At 38.7% G+C, this 17862-nt stretch carries 15 protein-coding genes and 1 tRNA gene; 6 read left to right on the top strand and 10 right to left on the bottom strand.

The annotated features are described in order from the left end of the window. Positions 1 to 201: 201 nt before the first annotated feature. Both OB69_RS17070 and OB69_RS17065 read right to left on the bottom strand, forming a co-directional pair. Positions 202 to 1932, bottom strand: coding sequence for a hypothetical protein (locus OB69_RS17070; protein WP_053224972.1), 1731 nt, complete (start codon positions 1930 to 1932; stop codon positions 202 to 204). After that, positions 1932 to 3020, bottom strand: coding sequence for a dsDNA nuclease domain-containing protein (locus tag OB69_RS17065; protein ID WP_053224971.1), 1089 nt, complete (start codon positions 3018 to 3020; stop codon positions 1932 to 1934). The genes OB69_RS17070 and OB69_RS17065 overlap by 1 nt, the downstream gene beginning before the upstream one ends. Before the next feature lie 264 nt (positions 3021 to 3284). On the opposite strand from OB69_RS17065, the gene OB69_RS17060 reads away from it, so the two are divergent. From OB69_RS17060 to OB69_RS17050, 3 genes are all read left to right on the top strand, one after another. Continuing rightward, a complete protein-coding gene (locus tag OB69_RS17060) occupies positions 3285 to 4040 on the top strand; it encodes a S1 family peptidase (RefSeq protein WP_053224970.1) in 756 nt (251 codons plus the stop codon). A 167-nt stretch (positions 4041 to 4207) separates the two neighbouring features. After that, positions 4208 to 5350, top strand: coding sequence for a methionine aminotransferase (locus tag OB69_RS17055; RefSeq protein ID WP_053224969.1), 1143 nt, complete (start codon positions 4208 to 4210; stop codon positions 5348 to 5350). 60 nt (positions 5351 to 5410) lie between these two features. Beyond that, positions 5411 to 6199: an amidohydrolase gene (locus OB69_RS17050; protein WP_053224968.1), complete on the top strand. Its 789-nt coding sequence runs from the start codon at positions 5411 to 5413 to the stop codon at positions 6197 to 6199. Between the two features lie 180 nt (positions 6200 to 6379). On the opposite strand, the gene OB69_RS17045 is transcribed toward OB69_RS17050, so the two are convergent. Together OB69_RS17045 and OB69_RS17040 are read right to left on the bottom strand one after the other, a co-directional pair. Further along, positions 6380 to 6769, bottom strand: coding sequence for a hypothetical protein (locus OB69_RS17045; protein WP_053224967.1), 390 nt, complete (start codon positions 6767 to 6769; stop codon positions 6380 to 6382). Next, entirely contained in the window at positions 6766 to 8952 is a 2187-nt protein-coding gene (locus OB69_RS17040) for an FG-GAP-like repeat-containing protein (protein ID WP_053224966.1), read from the bottom strand. Before OB69_RS17040 ends, OB69_RS17045 begins: the two co-directional genes overlap by 4 nt. 113 nt (positions 8953 to 9065) lie before the next feature. Here OB69_RS17040 and OB69_RS17035 point away from each other — a divergent pair, with 113 nt between their 5' ends. Next, positions 9066 to 10355, top strand: coding sequence for a UDP-N-acetylmuramoyl-tripeptide--D-alanyl-D-alanine ligase (locus OB69_RS17035; protein WP_053224965.1), 1290 nt, complete (start codon positions 9066 to 9068; stop codon positions 10353 to 10355). A 109-nt stretch (positions 10356 to 10464) separates the two neighbouring features. Here OB69_RS17035 and OB69_RS17030 read toward each other — a convergent pair whose 3' ends face one another. From OB69_RS17030 to OB69_RS17015, 4 genes are read right to left on the bottom strand one after another with little or no spacing between them, the layout of a single operon-like run. After that, positions 10465 to 11427, bottom strand: coding sequence for a FecR family protein (locus tag OB69_RS17030; RefSeq protein WP_053224964.1), 963 nt, complete (start codon positions 11425 to 11427; stop codon positions 10465 to 10467). Between the two features lie 54 nt (positions 11428 to 11481). Next, positions 11482 to 14160 carry a TonB-dependent receptor domain-containing protein gene (locus tag OB69_RS17025; protein WP_157608620.1) on the bottom strand — a complete coding sequence of 893 codons (2679 nt, stop codon included), beginning with the start codon at positions 14158 to 14160 and terminating at the stop codon, positions 11482 to 11484. 3 nt (positions 14161 to 14163) lie between these two features. Next, on the bottom strand, positions 14164 to 15069 hold the full coding sequence (locus tag OB69_RS17020) for a FecR family protein (RefSeq protein ID WP_053224962.1): 906 nt from the start codon (positions 15067 to 15069) through the stop codon (positions 14164 to 14166). 13 nt (positions 15070 to 15082) lie between these two features. Next, positions 15083 to 15574 (bottom strand): RNA polymerase sigma-70 factor, encoded by a 492-nt coding sequence (locus OB69_RS17015; protein ID WP_053224961.1) that lies wholly within the window; start codon positions 15572 to 15574, stop codon positions 15083 to 15085. Positions 15575 to 15738: 164 nt separating this feature from the next. Here OB69_RS17015 and OB69_RS17010 point away from each other — a divergent pair. Both OB69_RS17010 and OB69_RS19000 read left to right on the top strand, forming a co-directional pair. Beyond that, positions 15739 to 15813 (top strand) — tRNA-Val (locus OB69_RS17010). Positions 15814 to 15852: 39 nt separating this feature from the next. Beyond that, positions 15853 to 16137, top strand: coding sequence for a GIY-YIG nuclease family protein (locus OB69_RS19000; protein ID WP_071426811.1), 285 nt, complete (start codon positions 15853 to 15855; stop codon positions 16135 to 16137). A gap of 198 nt (positions 16138 to 16335) precedes the next feature. Here the strand turns inward: OB69_RS19000 and OB69_RS17005 are convergent, their stop codons facing one another. Beyond that, positions 16336 to 16818, bottom strand: a complete 483-nt coding sequence (locus OB69_RS17005; RefSeq protein WP_053224960.1) for an MgtC/SapB family protein — start codon at positions 16816 to 16818, stop codon at positions 16336 to 16338. Positions 16819 to 16892: 74 nt separating this feature from the next. Continuing rightward, positions 16893 to 17861: an MBL fold metallo-hydrolase gene (locus OB69_RS17000; protein ID WP_053224959.1), complete on the bottom strand. Its 969-nt coding sequence runs from the start codon at positions 17859 to 17861 to the stop codon at positions 16893 to 16895. Position 17862: the final 1 nt, after the last annotated feature.

Raw genomic sequence — 17862 nt, 5'->3', positions numbered from 1 at the left:
TATAGAAAAGCTTATTTCATTATTGGTTCTTAGTAGCCTTTTCGTGAAAACAGGTTGGGTATAAACCAAATAATTACTTTGCTCTACAAACCAACCCTGCCTGTTTTCCTTCCTTGAGGTTACACTAGCATTGGCAGAGTATTACAAGTGAGTTTCAGAGGCCTGTTGGTGAAGACAATCGAATTGGGCGGGGTTTTGGCATTAGTTTTCATTTTCAAGTAGTTCAAACGAGTTTTCGATTAGTGTTTTTTGCTCACCATCATTATCGATTAAAAGAGATTTTTCTCTAACGCCTTCACCTATACAGATCATCTTTGCCTCTTTGTTGAAGAATTCTGAAGAGTAAGTCTCAATTTTACTATCGACATTCTTATCGTCAGCAATTGAAAGTATTGTTTGAGTATCTTTCGGATGATGAGAGTTAATGAACTTTAATATTTTGTTCTTTGTGCCTTGTTCAATATCTTCTTTAAAGATACTATCAAGAATAAATGGAATTCGATGAATACCACTTGAATCTGTAAGTAACCTATTAAATGCAAAATGATAACTCAATACTGCAAGGTGTAGTTGAACTCCTTGAAATGGGAAACTAGATATATCGTAGAGATCATTAAAACGACTTTCTTTCAATTCTGGCAGTCCTAGAAAAGCATTATTAGATTTGTAGTAATCTTTAAAAATTTTACTCTTCTTACTTCTTTCTGATAAAATTTCACTATCTGTTTTAAACTCGGATAATTTCTCTTTTTGTTCTTCTAAGGTTAAGCTTAACCTACCAACCTGTGAAGTGATATTATTATTTAGCTGTATGTTAGCTTTGTTGTTGATCCAGCTTTCAAAAGTTAAGTTATCGACTGAATACTTATTGTAAATTCTCGTTTCAGACTCAAGTTCTTCTTTTAAAGAACTAATCTTCTTGTTTATAGAATTGATTGAAGCCTGACTTTTTTTAATTTTCTCTTTAAGCTCGCTCTGAATTTTTGAAGTGTCATTTTCCTCTTGAAAATATTCATACATGTCTTCAATGCTCTTAGGGAGAGTTTGAGAACATGTAGGACAGCTATCTGTACCTGGTTTTTGATTTTTATGGTTTCTATTAACTTTAGAAACAACAGACAACCTTTGATTGAGGAATGCTAAATTATTCGATTCCTTAATTTGTTTATTTTCAAGCTCCAGTAGTTTGCTTTTATTACTAGAGAAATTGTCAATAAATTCATTTGACTTTCCCGAGAATGAATCCTCAATAATTTGAGATACTTCAAGTTCTTCATTGTCAGTTTCAATTTTGTTAAAAAAAGAAATCTGTTGTTGAAGACTTTTTATAAGTGTTTCGATCTCCCTTTTTTCCTTTCGGTCTTCAGAATTTTCTATTCCAAGATAATAGTCGAGGAAGTCTTCTTTGAAATTTTTGTAAAAATTTAAATTACTAAATGATTTACGTAAATAGACCCAGCCTACGTCTTGGGAAACGTAATATGGAAGGAAAATTGTCTCCATTGGGGCTTCTGAAATTCCCGAAGTCGATTCTAGCATTAAATTGAAATCGAATAAATCGTTGAAGAATTTCTTCAGTTTGATATGTTCAGCAGATTGATCGCTACCTATTCCATTGAATTTGATTGTTTTTTCGTTGTTGTCTCGAATTATTAATGTTTCATCCTGTCTTACAAACACATAATTCTGTGAAATCCCATCTTTTCTTAGAGTACAATCCAGTCTAACGAAAATTTCTTCAGAGAGTATTTCTGTTAATTTGAGTTTGTTGTCGTTGATGCCAAAAGCGTATAAAACTAACTGAATGAGAGTGCTTTTTCCCGCAGTGTTTTTGCCGTATATGATGTTTAGGTTTTCTCCAAATTCAGTGAAAAAGTACTTATCAGATAACTCGCTGTAGACTAGAACGCTATTTATTTTTAAGTTAAGCATTAAAGTGTGTTTTTAATTTCAATATATGCGGCTGATATCGTTGCCTTTAATTGTGTGCTACTTAATGTCGTTGATTTTTTCTTATTAAATTCTTTGATAAATTCTGATATACAGTCAATATCAGAAGTATGATTGCCTAAGATTGAAATATTGGATTTCAAAAATTTAAAGACCTTTTGATGCTCACGCGAATTTAAATCTTTAAAAAGGTCAAAACTGTTTTGATAGTTGAGTTCGAAGGAAGACCTATCAAGTAATGAAATTTTAAGTTCTTTACACAGTTCATCACTTTTATCTCTCCAAAAATCGTAGGCTAACTTCTTAGTAGTTAATAAAGCTAAAAGTTTCTCAATCTCATGTGATTCAACTCTTTTGGATAAATCACTTAAGTTCGCAGTGTTTCCTTGATTAAATGTTGAATCTAATTTATCTAAACAAAGTATAAATGTATCCAGTGCCGCCATATGATCTGTTATTTTATCTTTAAAAACAGTCTGGAATTTGCCGTGTAGAAGTTCTTTTTGCGATTTAGAAGTCCTACTTAAATCAATGTATTTAAAGTTTAGAGTCGCTAAATTTTTGAGATTGTCAGTTGTAAAGGAAATTGTGCTATTTCCTTGTTCTATTTTAGTTTTGATGTTTTGGTCTAAACTAGGGTAATGAACATTACTATTAGCTTCATTTATTATTTCTCGGTATGACGTTGTTTTTACTTTTGTTTTTAGGTCAATGGTATTATTCGTTGCAAAATAATTCTCTTGAAAGAATCCATTAGCTTTGGGGTGAGAATCATCAAGAATACTCTGACTTGCTTCTGTTATTTTTTGTAGTATTTCATATAAGTCACTAATCTTCCATGCTGAAGTTGCTTTTTTAGCTTGGTAGGTTTCAACTTTAGTTAACTCTTCATTAGAATCTAAATACCCAAAAACAATGTCCTCTAAGTGTTCGATTGTGATAAAGTACCTTTGACCATGCAAGGACTTGAAGTTTTCAAGGAATAAAAAAATTGTACAATGTATCTGAAAATCCATTCCTACATTGGCTTGAACTCCTGAGTTTACACTATTGGTTATTTGTTTTGCCATGTAGTAGTTTTAATTAATGCCAAACGTTACATATGCGTTACGTTTGTGGCGTAACGCCTCATATTATTCACCAAAACTACCTTATAGCAGCCTAATAATGGTAGCTACACGGAAGTTTCTGTCTACGGGAAATCAATATAGAGAATTACAATTTAAGTATCATATAATCCTGAAGTGGCTAGGCTGTAAATTAATCTACTAAACAATTAGTTGTAAATAAGAAAGTGCTTACGTAAATTGGCTTTAGGTTTAAAATCTCAAAATATGAAAGCATTTATTTCACTTAGCTTTATAGGGCTATTGTTGATGGGTTCGCCCAAGGAAATTGTAATGCGGCATGATGTAGACGATTCAGAATATGTGGCCCTAGGCGCAAAGTATGGCGGTTCGGCCGTGCGTTTAAATGCGGGTTGCGGCACATTTATTCAACCCAATTGGATACTTACCGCAGGGCATGTTTTGGAAAGCCCAAGGGTAGGGGAAGATGTCACCGTAAACGGAGTAAAATACGCCATCAAAAGAAAAATCATTCATCCTGATTATAACTTGAGGGGAGCGGTAAATCATGACATTGCGCTGATAGAGCTGGAAGAAAATGTACCCAATGTAGAGTTGGCCATTCTTTATGAAAAGTCGGATGAAGTAGGCAAGGCAATCATTTTTGCGGGCACGGGCTGGGCAGGCACAGGCGATAAAGGAATGGTAGACGGAGCCATAAACAAAGACCGAAAACTCAGGGCAGCCCAGAACTTAATTGATGGCACCAAACCTAGTTATATCCGCTTCACTTTTGATGCACCAGATTCAGAGAATGTACTTCCTTTAGAAGGCATCAGCGGCCCAGGCGACAGCGGAGGCCCTGCCCTTTGGTTCGATGGCGATCAGGCTTATATTATGGGCGTAAGTTCCCATCAAGACGGTCGCGATACAGGAAAACCCGAAGGGGTATATGGCGTGTACGAATATTACACCCGAGTAAGCGAATACTTGCCTTGGATCAATAAGGTAATGGGGAATTGATTTTATTTTCCAATCCTTTGCCTGCCCCAACCCTCCCCACTACTCATAACCCAATACCCTTTACTCCTAACTAATAACTAATCCCTCTTAACTAATCATTTTGCTTAACAGCCCATAAAACCCTAATTTCCACTCATAAATTCAACGAACCCTAAGCCCCAAGTTCAATGCATATCAATTCAAAATTACCCAATGTAGGTACTACCATTTTCGCTACCATGTCTAAAATGGCGAAGGACTATAATGCTTTGAATCTGTCGCAGGGTTTTCCCGATTTCCCAGTGTCGCCCGAATTGATTGAGGGCGTTTATCATTATATGAAGGCAGGTTTTAACCAATATCCACCTATGACGGGCATGCCGCAGCTGCGCGAAAGGATTGCCGAGAAAATAGAAAAATCATATGGGACAAAAGTCAATGTGGAAACAGAAATCACTTTGACCGCTGGCGCCATAGAGGCCATTAACGCCACTATTACCTCTTTGGTAAACAAAGGCGATGAAGTGATTATTATGGATCCGGCTTACGATGCTTACGAGCCAATAATTACTCTGAATGGAGGGATTACAATTCCTGTTTCGTTAAAGCAACCCAACTTTGCCATTGACTGGGAAACCGTAAAGGAGAAGGTGAATGCTAAAACAAGGATGATTATTATCAATTCTCCTCATAACCCCACAGGCGCTATGATTGAGGCGAATGATTTGGCCATTTTAGCCGAGATTACGCGAGACACCAACATTATCGTGCTGTCAGATGAAGTCTATGAGCATATTGTATTTGATGGGCGAGCACACGAATCGGTTTTAAAGCATGAAGAACTGAGGCAGCGGTCGGTGGCTACTTTTTCCTTCGGGAAAACCTTCCATGCTACCGGCTGGCGTATTGGCTATATGGTGGCGCCCGATTGGATTTCTGCCGAGGTAAGAAAAGTACATCAGTACATGGCTTTTACGGTGCACACCCCCAGCCAATTGGCCATTGCCGATTATTTGGAAAACGCTGATCATTACAATAACCTTGGCGCTTTTTATCAGCAAAAACGCGACTTGTTTTTAGATTTGATCAAAGATTCTCGCTTTGAATCGCTGCCCTCACATGGCACCTATTTTCAGTTGTTGAGTTATAAAAACATTTCAGAGAAGCCAGATTTAGAAATGGCCGAATGGCTGACCAAAGAAAAAGGCATCGCCTCCATTCCAATTTCAGTTTTTTACGACACCAAAGAAGACAATAAAATGCTCAGGTTCTGCTTTGCGAAAAGCGAGGAAACCTTGACAAAAGCGGCAGAAATTCTTTGTGCGATTTAGAGTAATCAAATTTGAATTAAAATCGAGTTCTTTAACCTAAACTTCCCTTAACTTAGCCCCATGCAAGATCTACGAATTTCCCTTGTTCAAAGCGATATCCACTGGCACGAAATAGGTGCTAATTTGGCGATGTACGAAGAGAAAATCTGGGACCTAAAGGGAAAAACAGATTTGGTTTTACTTCCAGAGATGTTCCAGACGGGTTTTTCAATGCAAAACACTGAGCTAGCCGAGCCTATGAATTTCACCACCTTTAAATGGATGAAGCAAATGGCATTGCAGATTGATGCGGTTATTGCGGGTTCTTTTATGGTGAGGGAAGAGGGCGGAGTGTTCAATCGTTTGATTTGGATGCAGCCCAATGGCGAGTGGCAGAAATACGACAAGCGCCATTTGTTCAGAATGGCCGATGAGCACGATCATTTTGATTTTGGTACCGAACGCCTCATTGTAGAATGGAGGGGTTGGAAGATTTGCCCGATGGTTTGCTATGATTTGCGTTTTCCGGTTTGGGCTAGAAACAGAAATTTAGAATACGATTTACTCCTCTATGTGGCCAATTGGCCTGCGGTTCGCGTCAATGCTTGGGATGCTTTGCTGAAAGCCAGGGCCATTGAAAACGTAAGCTATACTGCTGGGCTCAATCGGGTAGGAACAGATGGCAATGGAATTGAATACAACGGTCATTCAGGTGTTTATTCCCCCAAAGGCGAAACCTTGGCTTTCTCTGACTCCGAAGAAGAAATTATCACGCTGACTTTAAGCCGAGAAGATTTGGATCATTTCCGAACCAAATTCCCCGCACACCTAGATGCCGATGATTTCGAAATTAAGAAAACAGGGGAGTAGAAAAGGGAACGTATCTATGAAACACTTCTTTCTCTGAGTTCGTGAAGGGTTTAGAATTAATTCATAGTTCGTTCTCCCAAAGCTTCGGGATCAGGATAGAAAGCAATCAAACAGTCCTTATCTGTTAATCTATTGTTTAAGAATAGGAAGTCCATATCTGTGGTACGTTAGAGGACTGTTTTAATTAAGAAACCGACTAATTTGAACTAACGATTCCTCAACACCTTCATACTCAGAAAACTGCTTCATCATCATTTTCGCCATTTTCTCAAACATTGCATTCTGCCCCTGCATCAGAATAAAAGGAGTTACCGCTTTGTCCCGAAGCACTTTTTCAATCAAAGGAGCACAAGTACCGAGCTTCTCGTTTGGGTTGGAATCTAAGAACATGACGACCTTTTTAGCTTCTTTCAGAAACGAAACTCCTTGACCAATCACAAAAGGTTCGGAGTGAGAATCGGCTTCGAAAATCAGCGCTTCAGGAAATTCCGTTTTCATGATTCCCATCCATTCGTTGCTGAATTGAATTTGCTCAATGGGCTTTATTTGAAGGTGAATGAATAGGGTCATTTCTGAACTAAAATGCGTTGCACTGTCGGTTTATTGGTTCCATTTGAAACCCGAATAAGGTAGACACCAGCGGCCAGTGGTTCCGTGTTTATTTCTTTTGAAAGTCCTGCTGAGATGGGCAGGTTAGAGAAAATCATTTCGCCTTTAATGCTGTACATTTCGGCCAGTCCATTGGCATCTGTTCTAATATAAAAACTGCTAGTGGTGGGGTTCGGAAAGAGCGTAAGCCGTATGGCATTGCCTTCCGATCCGTTCTCTGCAATACTTTCATTTTTCAACACAGAAATTCCCCCTCGGTTATTTCCAATAAATAAGGTGGGTTTTCCATCACCAAAAAGATCGGCAGCTGTCATCCATGAAATTTGGCCAATGGCAGTAGTTGTTTTGTCATTGAGCAGGCCGTTGCTCAATATGTTTTTCGTGACTGAACTGGGAATAAAATCGGTATTAATTGTTCCTGAAAGAATACTGATTTGACCCGAAACATCAGTTTTGATCAATTCCGTTTCGCCATTATTATCCAGGTCGGTGATGATTATATTGGGGTATAAAGCTTCGAAATTTGCAGCAATGCCTCCGTAGTTCTGAATTACATCTTCAAAAATGAAATTGCCCTTATTTACATAGAGGTTTAAAGCGCCAAAACGGGTGCCCAGCAGTAAATCTAAATTTCCATTTTTGTTGATATCATAAAAATACGCATTGTCATTTTCACCAATCGAAATCGAAATATCTACGGCACTGGTAAAGGAGAAATTGCCTTCGTTCAGTCGGTACTGAAGTTTGGCTTCGTTGCTCGCGGTGGTCGATTGATAAATAATATCCTGTGTTCCATTTCCATCAATATCCGCAAACTGAATTTTGATGTTTCTGAGGTTCTGAGCTTTCAACCCAAGAAAGTCATCGTCTACCAACTGAAAAGCAGGAGCAAACTTACCCCCCTTATTTTCAAATAAGGAAATTGAAGCGATAAAATCATTTGGAGTCACTTGGCCTCTGTTGCTGATAAAGAGGTCGTAGTCGCCATCTCCATCATAATCTGCAAAAGCGGGATAGGTGTTTTCGCCCAAATCGAGCATTTCGTTTTGCAAGAACGGCACTGAATTTCCAGAAAAGTCGGGTTGAAGATTGGTGCCTAAATTGGAATATACTTTAGATGTATTGCTGAAATCTACACTGTTCAGTACGTTGCCGTCCGCATTGCTCGAAACCAATAAATCCTTGTTTCCATCAAAATCAATATCCTCTAAAAATGCATTGGGGAAGATTTGAAAACCAGCAGGATTGGGGGCAGGATAGCTACTGAAGGAAGTCATTAAGGCATTTTGCGCATCCCCAACATTCTCCATATAATAGAGCGTTTGGCAGAACTCGTCAGAGGTGATCAGGTCTAAGTCGCCATCTCCTTCTGCATCGAATAGTAAAATGGTTTTTCCTCCTGCATGTTCCAATTCTGCTGGGCTGAAAATATCATTGCTGGTATTGGCCGCCCCACCAAAATTGCATGGAGCGCCAGAAAAGGCAAAATTATTACACTCGCATTCTGCGAATTCGCCCCATCTTCTGGTTTCACGTGTGAAAGTAAGCTCATTGCAATTATTATTGATTTCCATACTCGTGTTTTTATAGAAATCAATGGTACTAGCCGTAGTAAAGCGGTAAGAAAGAATGTCCAAGTCGCCATCGCCATCTACATCGGCTATGCCTGGAATATCGGATGCGTTCACTTGAATGTTGATGCCAGCATCGAAGCGAAGAAAGTCTACCGCCTGTTCCCATTCGGGAAGATTTCCTGAACTAATATTTTTGAAAACGGTAATTCCCTGAGGCACAGAAGTGAAAATATCCATTTTGCCATCGCAATTATAGTCGGCTAAAATAAACCAATGATTAATTTCGGTAGGGAAGAGGCTTTTGTATTCTGGAGCCCAAACAAATTTATTGTTCTTGGCCAAGTAGGTTGTCAGTTCACCCGACATTCTGTGGTAAACAATGAGGTCTTCAATGCCGTCACCATCCAAATCCATTTTTTGAAACTGAGCAGAATTAATTCCTCCTTCCCAAGCGCGGTCTAATGTTTCTCCATTTATGATTAAAGGAATTTCATTTTCATAGCGAAATGAAAACTGCGCAAACAGATTTAAGTTGAAGAATAATAAAATTGCCGAAAAGAGAAATTTCATATCAAGGGTACTGCAAAGTTAAAGATTTCAACGATTGCTAGTGTAGGAACGGCATAGCTCGTTAATCTGTATTATCTTGTCGTGCAATTTGACTGACAAAGATTTCAAAACCTATGAACATCGCTTCACTTTACGAAAAATTTAAGGCCTCAACGGGTATCTGTACTGATACACGGAAGATTGGAAAAGGAAATCTCTTTTTCGCACTGAAAGGCCCTAACTTCAACGCAAATAAATTGGCCGCACAAGCGCTTGAGCTAGGAGCATCTGCTGCTGTAATTGACGATGCTGAATACAATACGGACTCCCGCTGTGTGTTGGTAGACGATGCTTTGGAAGCGCTTCAGGTCTTGGCCAACTATCATAGAAAGGAGTTGAATATTCCTATTATCGCCATTACGGGTTCTAACGGAAAAACGACTACCAAAGAGCTAACAAGAAATGTTTTGGCTACGAAGTACAAGGTTTACGCCACCATTGGTAACCTTAATAACCATATAGGGGTGCCACTTACTTTGCTGAGTATTGGGCCTGATACAGAGGTGGTCATTGTAGAAATGGGTGCTAATCATGTGGGTGAAATTGCGGCTTTGTGTAAAATAGCAGAGCCCACTCATGGCTTGATTACCAATATTGGGAAGGCGCATTTAGAAGGTTTCGGAGGTTTTGAAGGAGTGATTCGCGGGAAGACTGAAATGTATCATTGGCTGATTGAAAGTGGGGGAACCATCTTTGTGAACTCTCAGAATGAAATTCTTTCGAACATCGCCCAGCGAAGAATTGAATCGCCCATTTACTATCCTGCTAAAGGTGATTATTTAGAGTTGAGTTTAATTGAAGCCAAACCGAATATTGTTTTCGAAGATGCCGATGGTGAGCGAACTACTACAACATTAAGTGGCGCTTATAACTTTGAAAATATTGCTACTGCGCTTTGCGTAGGGAAACACTTTGAAGTAGATATGGCCAAAGCCAAAAATGCTGTGGCCAATTATAGACCAGATAATAACCGGTCTCAAATTTTAGAAAAGGGAAGCAATACCATAATTATGGATGCTTACAATGCCAACCCTACTTCGATGAAGGCGGCATTAGAAAATTTGAGCTTATTAGGTACTGATAACAAAATGGCCATTTTGGGCGATATGTTAGAGTTAGGTGAAACCAGCCAAGTAGAACATGCTGCAATTGGTACATTGACTTCGGAACTAGGAATAGCAGAGGTGATTTTTTGCGGACCACAGATGAAGGCGGCTAAAGATGCAAATCCAAAAGCTTTGTATTTTGAAACAAAGGCGGCATTAAACAACCACCTAATGGCCAATACTATTGAAAACAGAACTATTCTTTTAAAAGGGTCTAGAGGGATGGGGCTGGAATCATTGTTAGATTTTATTGAGTAAAAAAATAGAGGAACGGCACCACCCGTTCCTCAACCTCAACCTAAGAAACTAGTGACATATAGCTTAACCATCTAATAATGCCACTTGTTAATTTTTAACGTTTAGACATTTAAGGTGTCTGAACGCTTCCACTCATTATCTTTACTTTCTTCTCTTCAATTTTAAAATTGAGTCCCATTGGGTTACAAACTAATTGAAGTGCTTCAGTTAAATTTTTGTTGTTAAAATAACCTGTGTAAGGTCTGTCTTGAATATCGTTTAAGTCATATTCAAGATTTACATCATATTGTCTTTCCAATTCTTCAAAAACTTCAGTGAGCATTACGCTTTCAAAGTCGAAGTCGCCCGTTCTCCAATTGTCTATGTAAGAAGGGGATATGGTTGAAACATTCTTAAATTTACCGCCTTTGGTGGTCAGAATTTGACCTGGAGTAATTATTTGATAATCACCGCTAGGCTTGATAATCACCTTTACTTTACCTGTTTTACAAGCTACTTCAAGAATATCTTTTCTTTCTTTAACATTAAAGCTAGTACCTAAAACCACTACATCGCCAAGGTTGGTTTCAACGGTAAAGTCACTTCCTTTTTTCACTTCGAAAAAGGCTTCCCCACTTAACTCTAAAGTTCGTTCCTCCTGCCATTGCCTTTCCGAGAATGAAATTTTTGAGCCCGCGTTCAAGTAAACGATTGAACTGTCGGGCAAGTAAACGGTTTGCACCTCAGCAAGTGAGGTTGCTATAATTGTTTGATTGGTACTTGTTGAGGATTGTTTGAAAATGAAAAATGCGCCAATGGCTAAGATTAATGAAGCGGCAATTCCCATCCAGTACGACCTGTAAAGTGGAATTACTTTTTGAGATTTTTCTTCTGAAATCTTTTTTTCAAGTTCGGCCCAAGCGTTATGCTTGGTTTTTTTACTAGGTGCATCAAAACCACTCGTTTTACTCAAAGCTTTGAGTAAAACCGAATCTGAGTCAATTGAATGCGCTTTTTGAAGAAATTCCTCCGTAGAAATTTCACCATTAAGCCACGCTGACTCGTGTTGATTAGTGTTTTGGTTTTGGTGCATTTGGGGATAATACACGTGTATAAACACATACCCTACCTTAAGGTCTAGAAAAAATTAAAAATAAAGGTTGAGAAATATCGATGGGGTGAAGTCAAGTAATACAATATCTCTATAAAGTTCACTTGGTTCTTCTCTGTTGTTAATTGCGCGTTCTATGGCGCTAACATTTAACCTTCGGTTCTGAATGTTTTTATGGTTGTAGGCATTGAGTATTGAAATGCCAAAGTCTCCTCTAACGTCTTCATTTTCAAATTTTAGGGCTGCAGAAATATCTAGCCTATGGTAAGTTGGTAGTCGTTCTACTGTTTTATTCAGGTTTAGAATTTCGTAATTAATTGCTGTGCCCCCATTGTCTCGAATAAAGTTGAGTTCAGGTTTGAAAAATGGCCTTCCGCTACCATATAGAAAAGTAGCAGATACATTGAATTTTTTAAACTCCAACACGTTAACAAATTTCGCCTCGTTACGCTGGTCTAACCTCGATGGAATACTTTGTCCATCATTAATCTGAGGATAAATACTACTCGATTTACTACGCGTATAGGATAACCAGCCGTGGTATGGCCCTACTTTTTTCTGGATCAGTACATCAAGGCCTCTGATTTTTTCTTCACCAACAGATTCTGTCACTAAGGGTTGAGTGTCATTTGGCATGTTTTGGTCAAACATGTGTGAAACTGTATACTCTACCAAGCCAGAAACATTTTTTTGGTAATACTCCATGTCTACCATAAAGCCATTCTTCGAGTAGTTTATTCCGCCAATCAAGTGCTCAGAGTTTAAGGCGCCAAATGCAGTGTTGCATGCTAAATTCCATCCATCCTGAAGGTTAGAGCGAGGGTCGTCATAGAGTACTTGTCTGGCCAGTTGGTAATATTGGCCATTCGATAATTTTAGTTTTATTGAAGGACTAATCTGATAGGTCAAGCCTAGTCGTCTGCCAAAGTAGTTTTTGTGAGTTAGGTTTGTAGCGGTATATCTGAAGCCCGCATTAAGTCGCAGTTTTTTATTAAGTCGCAGTTCATCTGAGGCATAAAGGGCGAAAATGCCACCCGATTGCTCGCGTTCCCCAAAAGGTAGTTGTATTTGCTCGTCAATGGTTACATCATTAATGGTGGTTATAGCCGACACGTTTAGGCCAAAATCGAGCTGGTGCCTTTCTTTGAACTTAAGTTCATTTTTATAATTGATTTGAAAGTCAGATACATCATTGAGTCGTGTGGCACTATAGGCATTTGTAACCTGACTGTTTTCATTTCGCTCTTCGCTTTCAAAAAGGTAATCGAAGTTATGTCCTGAGTACGCCACCTGAAAACTTGAGTAGTAATTTTTGCTCCAGTTTCTAGACCAAATGCCGCCTATACCTAGGTTTCCCCATTCTGCGATTTCGTCTGTATTTTCCGTTATTATACTCGTTCCGGAGCCTGTAATTTGATCGAAGTCGGTATAGAGTTCATCTCTGCCCCAGTACAACGAAAAACTGGCAATATCTCTTTTTGAGATGTTGTAGGTAGTTTTCAGGTTGACATCATAAAAATGGAAATTCGGTCTAAGCGAATTGTCATTTCCTTGGTCATCTACTTGGTTTGAGTTTTCTCGGTAGTTTTTGTAAAGCTTCTTAAATAGGCTACTTCTGATCACGTCAGTATAGGCTCTTCTTGTACTAAAGTGTATGGCACCTTTGCCTTCGTTTAAAGGAGCGTTTATGCTCATTCGTGCACTTAAAAGGTTTATTCCGAAAGAATATTCTGGCTTATTAAAGTTTCCAGATTTGCCAGTGATGTCTACTACTCCAGAAATTCGGCCACCATATTTTGGCCCAAAGCCCCCTTTGTATACTTGAATATCTCGAACTGCATCAGGGTTAATGGCGCTAAATACCCCAAAAAAATGATCGAGTCGATAAATAGTAAATCCGTCTAATAACACAAGATTTTGGCTTGAAGGGCTATTTCGAATGCTAAGTTCAGATGAAGTTTCGTCTGTACCGCTAATTCCTGGCAATAGTTGCAATGACCTGAAAATATCTAATTCTCCTAAACTCGGTAGCGATGAGAGACTGTTTGGATCTATAGAGATTTGACTGATTTCTTCTCCATACTGAATTGTGTTGTCAGACCTAAGGTCAACCACCGTGAACTCAGCTAAATCTACAGTGTTTTCGGCCATAGAAATACGGAGTGTCTGTTTGGATTTATTAGGGTCTAGTTTTACCGTGTTTTTTTTGTAGCCCAAATAAGTTACCTCAATTGTCGAGGTGTCGGTAGGTACCTGGCTCAAAGAAAAAAAACCGTCTTTATTTGATATGGTTCCTCTGTTTTCTCCCGCTACTCTAATCAATGCATTTGGCAACATTTCGCCAGTTTGAGCATCTTGAATCATTCCGAAAACGGTCAGGTCGAATAAGCTTGGTGTTTGAAGGTCAATATTAATTTGACCAGGTGTGAGAATTATTTTACCATTAAGTACTTGATAGTTTATTCCTTTTGAAGGAAGGATTTCATCAAGGAAAGCAGATAAAGACCTGTTGGTAAATTGGCCATCTATATTAATCCCAGTAACAAGGGCGTCATCATACGCTATTTTAACATCGTACTTATTTTTTAAAATGCGAATAACCTTAGATAATGAAGTCTGTTTGAAAGTTTCATTAATAGAAATATCTGGTAGGGCTTGCGAGTAAAGCAAGCTATTTACAAATAGAAATAGGAGGAGGTAGATGAATTTTCGCACTACTTATTCTACAGTTACCTCTTTGTTGTTAATCTCGAAATCTAAGCCCATTGGCACAAAAACCAACTGCAGGGCTTCTTTTAAGTTGGTTCGACTGAAGAATCCGCTATAATATCTTTCTGCAATATCTGTTTTCACTTTAATTTTTATATCAAACTGTCTTTCCATTTCCTCTATTACCATTTTAAGAGGAGTGGTGTCAAAGTAGAAATCACCTGATCTCCAAGTAGCAATTTTGTCAATGTTGAATTCGCTTAAAATTAGCTTTTTATCCTTGAGAGTTACTTTTTGGCCGGGCTTTAGCTCAACTTGCTGGCCATTTGAAGTGACTAAAACCATGCCCGTAGAACACTCCACACTAAAATTTGAGCCTCTCGAAAAAACATTAAAGCTAGTTCCTAGTACTTGAACCGTTCCATTACTGGTCTCTACTAAAAATTCAGATCCTTCCGTAACCTCGAAAAAGGCCTCTCCTTCGAGCTTTACAACTCGTTTGTCATACCATGTTTGAGGATTGTAAGTAGAATAAGAAGACGAGTTTAATGTTAAGCTTGAACCAATCGGTAAGATCATTCTTTCTACTTTTCCAAGTTCAGCTTTGTTGCGAACCATTTGGTTTTCACCTAATGGATTATAAAGTGTGAGATAACCAGCAATCAACATGGCCGCAATACCAGTGAACCATGCAACCCACTGACTTACTTTTTCCCTTGGTGGAATTAGAGCGCGTTCGTTATCTTCTTTTTGTTCTTCAATATTGCCTAATAACTGATTCCAGGCTTGATCTTTTGATTTCCCAATAGGCACAGCAAGGTTCGAGGAAAAAGCGATGGCCTTTTCTAGTTCTTCTCGTTCTTGGTCAGATGTTTTGGTGTAAAACCAATCCTCAATCGGGTCGTTGTGCTTCACAAATTCAATATAGTTAAATTTTGTGATTCACTTTATCCCGAAGAAAAGATAGTGCGCCATGCATTCGTTTTTCAACGGCTTTCACGCTTAGTTCTAATCTTTCGGCAATTTCTTTGTAGGTCAATTCATCAATGCGGTTCATTAAAAAAACATCCCTTTGTTTTTCGGGCATGGCCGCAATGGTTTGTTCGAGTTGCTGTTTAAACTCCTTTTCTTCTAATGCATATTGCGGTGATTGTTCATTAAAGCGGTCTTTGTTCTTTTCAGCGAAAGTGAACACTACTTTGTCATGTCGAAACTTGTTGAGAAGCATATTGCTAGCAATGGTATAGAGATAGCTTTTTACGGTTTCTTGATTGATCTCCTCGCGCTTGTCCCAAAGTTTCATAAAGACATCCTGAGTGAGGTCTTCAGCCAAATCAACATCTCCCGACTTGTAGTAGAGGAAATTCTTGATCGGGGTGTAATAGAGATCGAATATTTGTTTGAACTCTACAAGCGTCATGTTTTGGTGCGTTCTAGTTTAAGACCCGTGCGAAGTTAATTAAAATATGTGTTTTAAGGTGTTTAAGCCAGTTTTTTGATAGAATGAAAAATATTTCAATTTTATTTTGCTCTAGTGTTTGCAATAATGAAAACCCGTATTACCTTTGCATTCCCAATCAGAAAGGGCGCTTAGCTCAGTTGGTTCAGAGCACCTCGTTTACACCGAGGGGGTCGGGGGTTCGAATCCCTCAGCGCCCACTAAAAGGCAGTCAGAAATGGCTGTCTTTTTTTGTTTTCATGCACTGTGTTTATATTCTATATTCCCCTTCGGTAAATCGCTACTATGTTGGCGAAACTGCTTTTGTATCAGGTCGTTTGGAGCAGCATAACACTGGTTTTTACAAAAATGCAAGTACTAAATCAGCCTCGGATTGGGAGTTGTTTTTAGAAATTGAATGTATTGATCGAAGTCAGGCCTTGAAGGTTGAGCGATTTATTAAGCAACAGAAGAGCAGGAAATTTATAGAGCGGCTGAGGTCTGAGCCAAAAATTATCGAAGATATTTTGCTGAGGTTTTCCTAAGGGTCGGTGGTTCGCTCCGAGGCTTCGGAGCCTCAGCGCCCACTAAAAGGCAGTCAGAAATGGCTGTCCTTTTTTGTTTTCATGCACTGTGTTTATATTCTATATTCCCCTTTGGTAAATCGCTACTATGTTGGCGAAACTGCTTTTGTATCAGGTCGTTTAGAGAATTGAAAGGTTCTTGGTTACTAACAAATAACCTTAATCAGGCACTTTGTCTTCCCCTAAGTTATCAGTGATTTTTTCTTTTATCCTGGTGAAAGAGTAGTTAATGATTAAAATAATAAACGTGATGCCAACTGCGATAATGTACTTATGTAAAGCGGTGGCAATGCCAATTCCAAGGCAGTAAAGTAAGGTGGCCGCAGTAGTTAGTCCTTTTACTTTATCGTTGTTTTGCTTAATGATAGTTCCAGCACCAATAAAACTAATTCCAACTACAAGGGCTTGCAAAATTCTTATAGGGTCTGCTTTAACTGCTTCGTGAAGTTCATAATTATGAATAAAATCGACTAAGGGTAGCGATAACGAAACAATTAAACAGCTAAAGCCACCAACAATCATATTGGTTCTGAGGCCAGCAGGTTTATCTCGGCTTTCGCGCTCATAACCTACAATACCACAAAGTACTGTGGCAATAACAACGCTCAATAATATTTCTAATTCCTGATGATCAATCTCCATGTTGTTTGAATTTCTACGCTTAAGGGGCTAGAAAAACAACTAAGGAGTAATATAGATTGTTGTGATCGATGTTATTAAAACTCCATGATTTGTCCTTCATAAGCAATCTTAAAACCTTTCTCTCTAACCAATTTCGATTCATCACTATCGCTGAAGTTCAGTGGATTGGTATGGTTAAAATGAATGAAATAAACTTTTGCCTTGTCTTCATCCGATAGTTTGCCAAACAAGCTCATACTTTCCTCAACAAAGGGATGTGGTATTTCACTCATGTCGCGCCCAGGTATTTCGCCATTTTTAAAGAAAGAAGCATCTAGTAGTGCCATGTCGCTTTTTCGAATTGCTTCAATAATGTCTTGATTCCATTTACTCCACTTGTCAATATCTGGAATGAAAATGATGGACTTATCCTTGACTCTAATTTCGTAACCAACAGTTTCTGAAAACTCATCCCGGTGTGGAACGGTAAAAGGTGTAACGGAAACACTACTGTTCAATTGAATGGTAATGCTATCCTGTTGAGGTTTGATTTCAATATTATTTAAATCAACCAGCTGGCTCCATGGTCCGTTTTCTTCCAAGAAAGCCTTCATTTTAGGCATAGCATAAACAGGAACCCCCGAAGTGCCCATCACTTCTCTGCCTAAATGAATGAGCCCAGTGTAATGGCCAATATGCGCATGTGTTAAGAAAATTCCATCTAAAGGGTAATTGTTGGTTTGGGAAACATCATCCAACATTTGCAGCTGAAGTTTAAAATCAGGGGTAGCTTCAAATAACCAACGCTGTTTTGTGGTAGGGTCAACAAGGCCAAGCGCCACTGCGTTTTTTGGCTTTGCGGCTCTTTCTTTAATTAATTCCCATTCTTGTTTTTGACCGGCCTGTGGGTAGCCAGCATCTTGAGCAACACCCAAAACCACAATGAAAGGGGCTTCTGTAGGAATTTCTCTTTGGTTATTCGTTTCGCTACAAGCGGTAAAAAGAAATAAAAAAAGAGCCAAAAGAGGCTCAATTTTTAAGGTTGAATTTGGTGCTATTTTCATG

The organism is Roseivirga seohaensis subsp. aquiponti, assembly GCF_001267955.1.
Classification (GTDB): Bacteria; Bacteroidota; Bacteroidia; order Cytophagales; family Cyclobacteriaceae; genus Roseivirga; species Roseivirga seohaensis.
The sequence above is the reverse complement of the archived record's forward strand: the minus strand, read 5'-3'. Positions and strand labels throughout refer to the sequence as shown.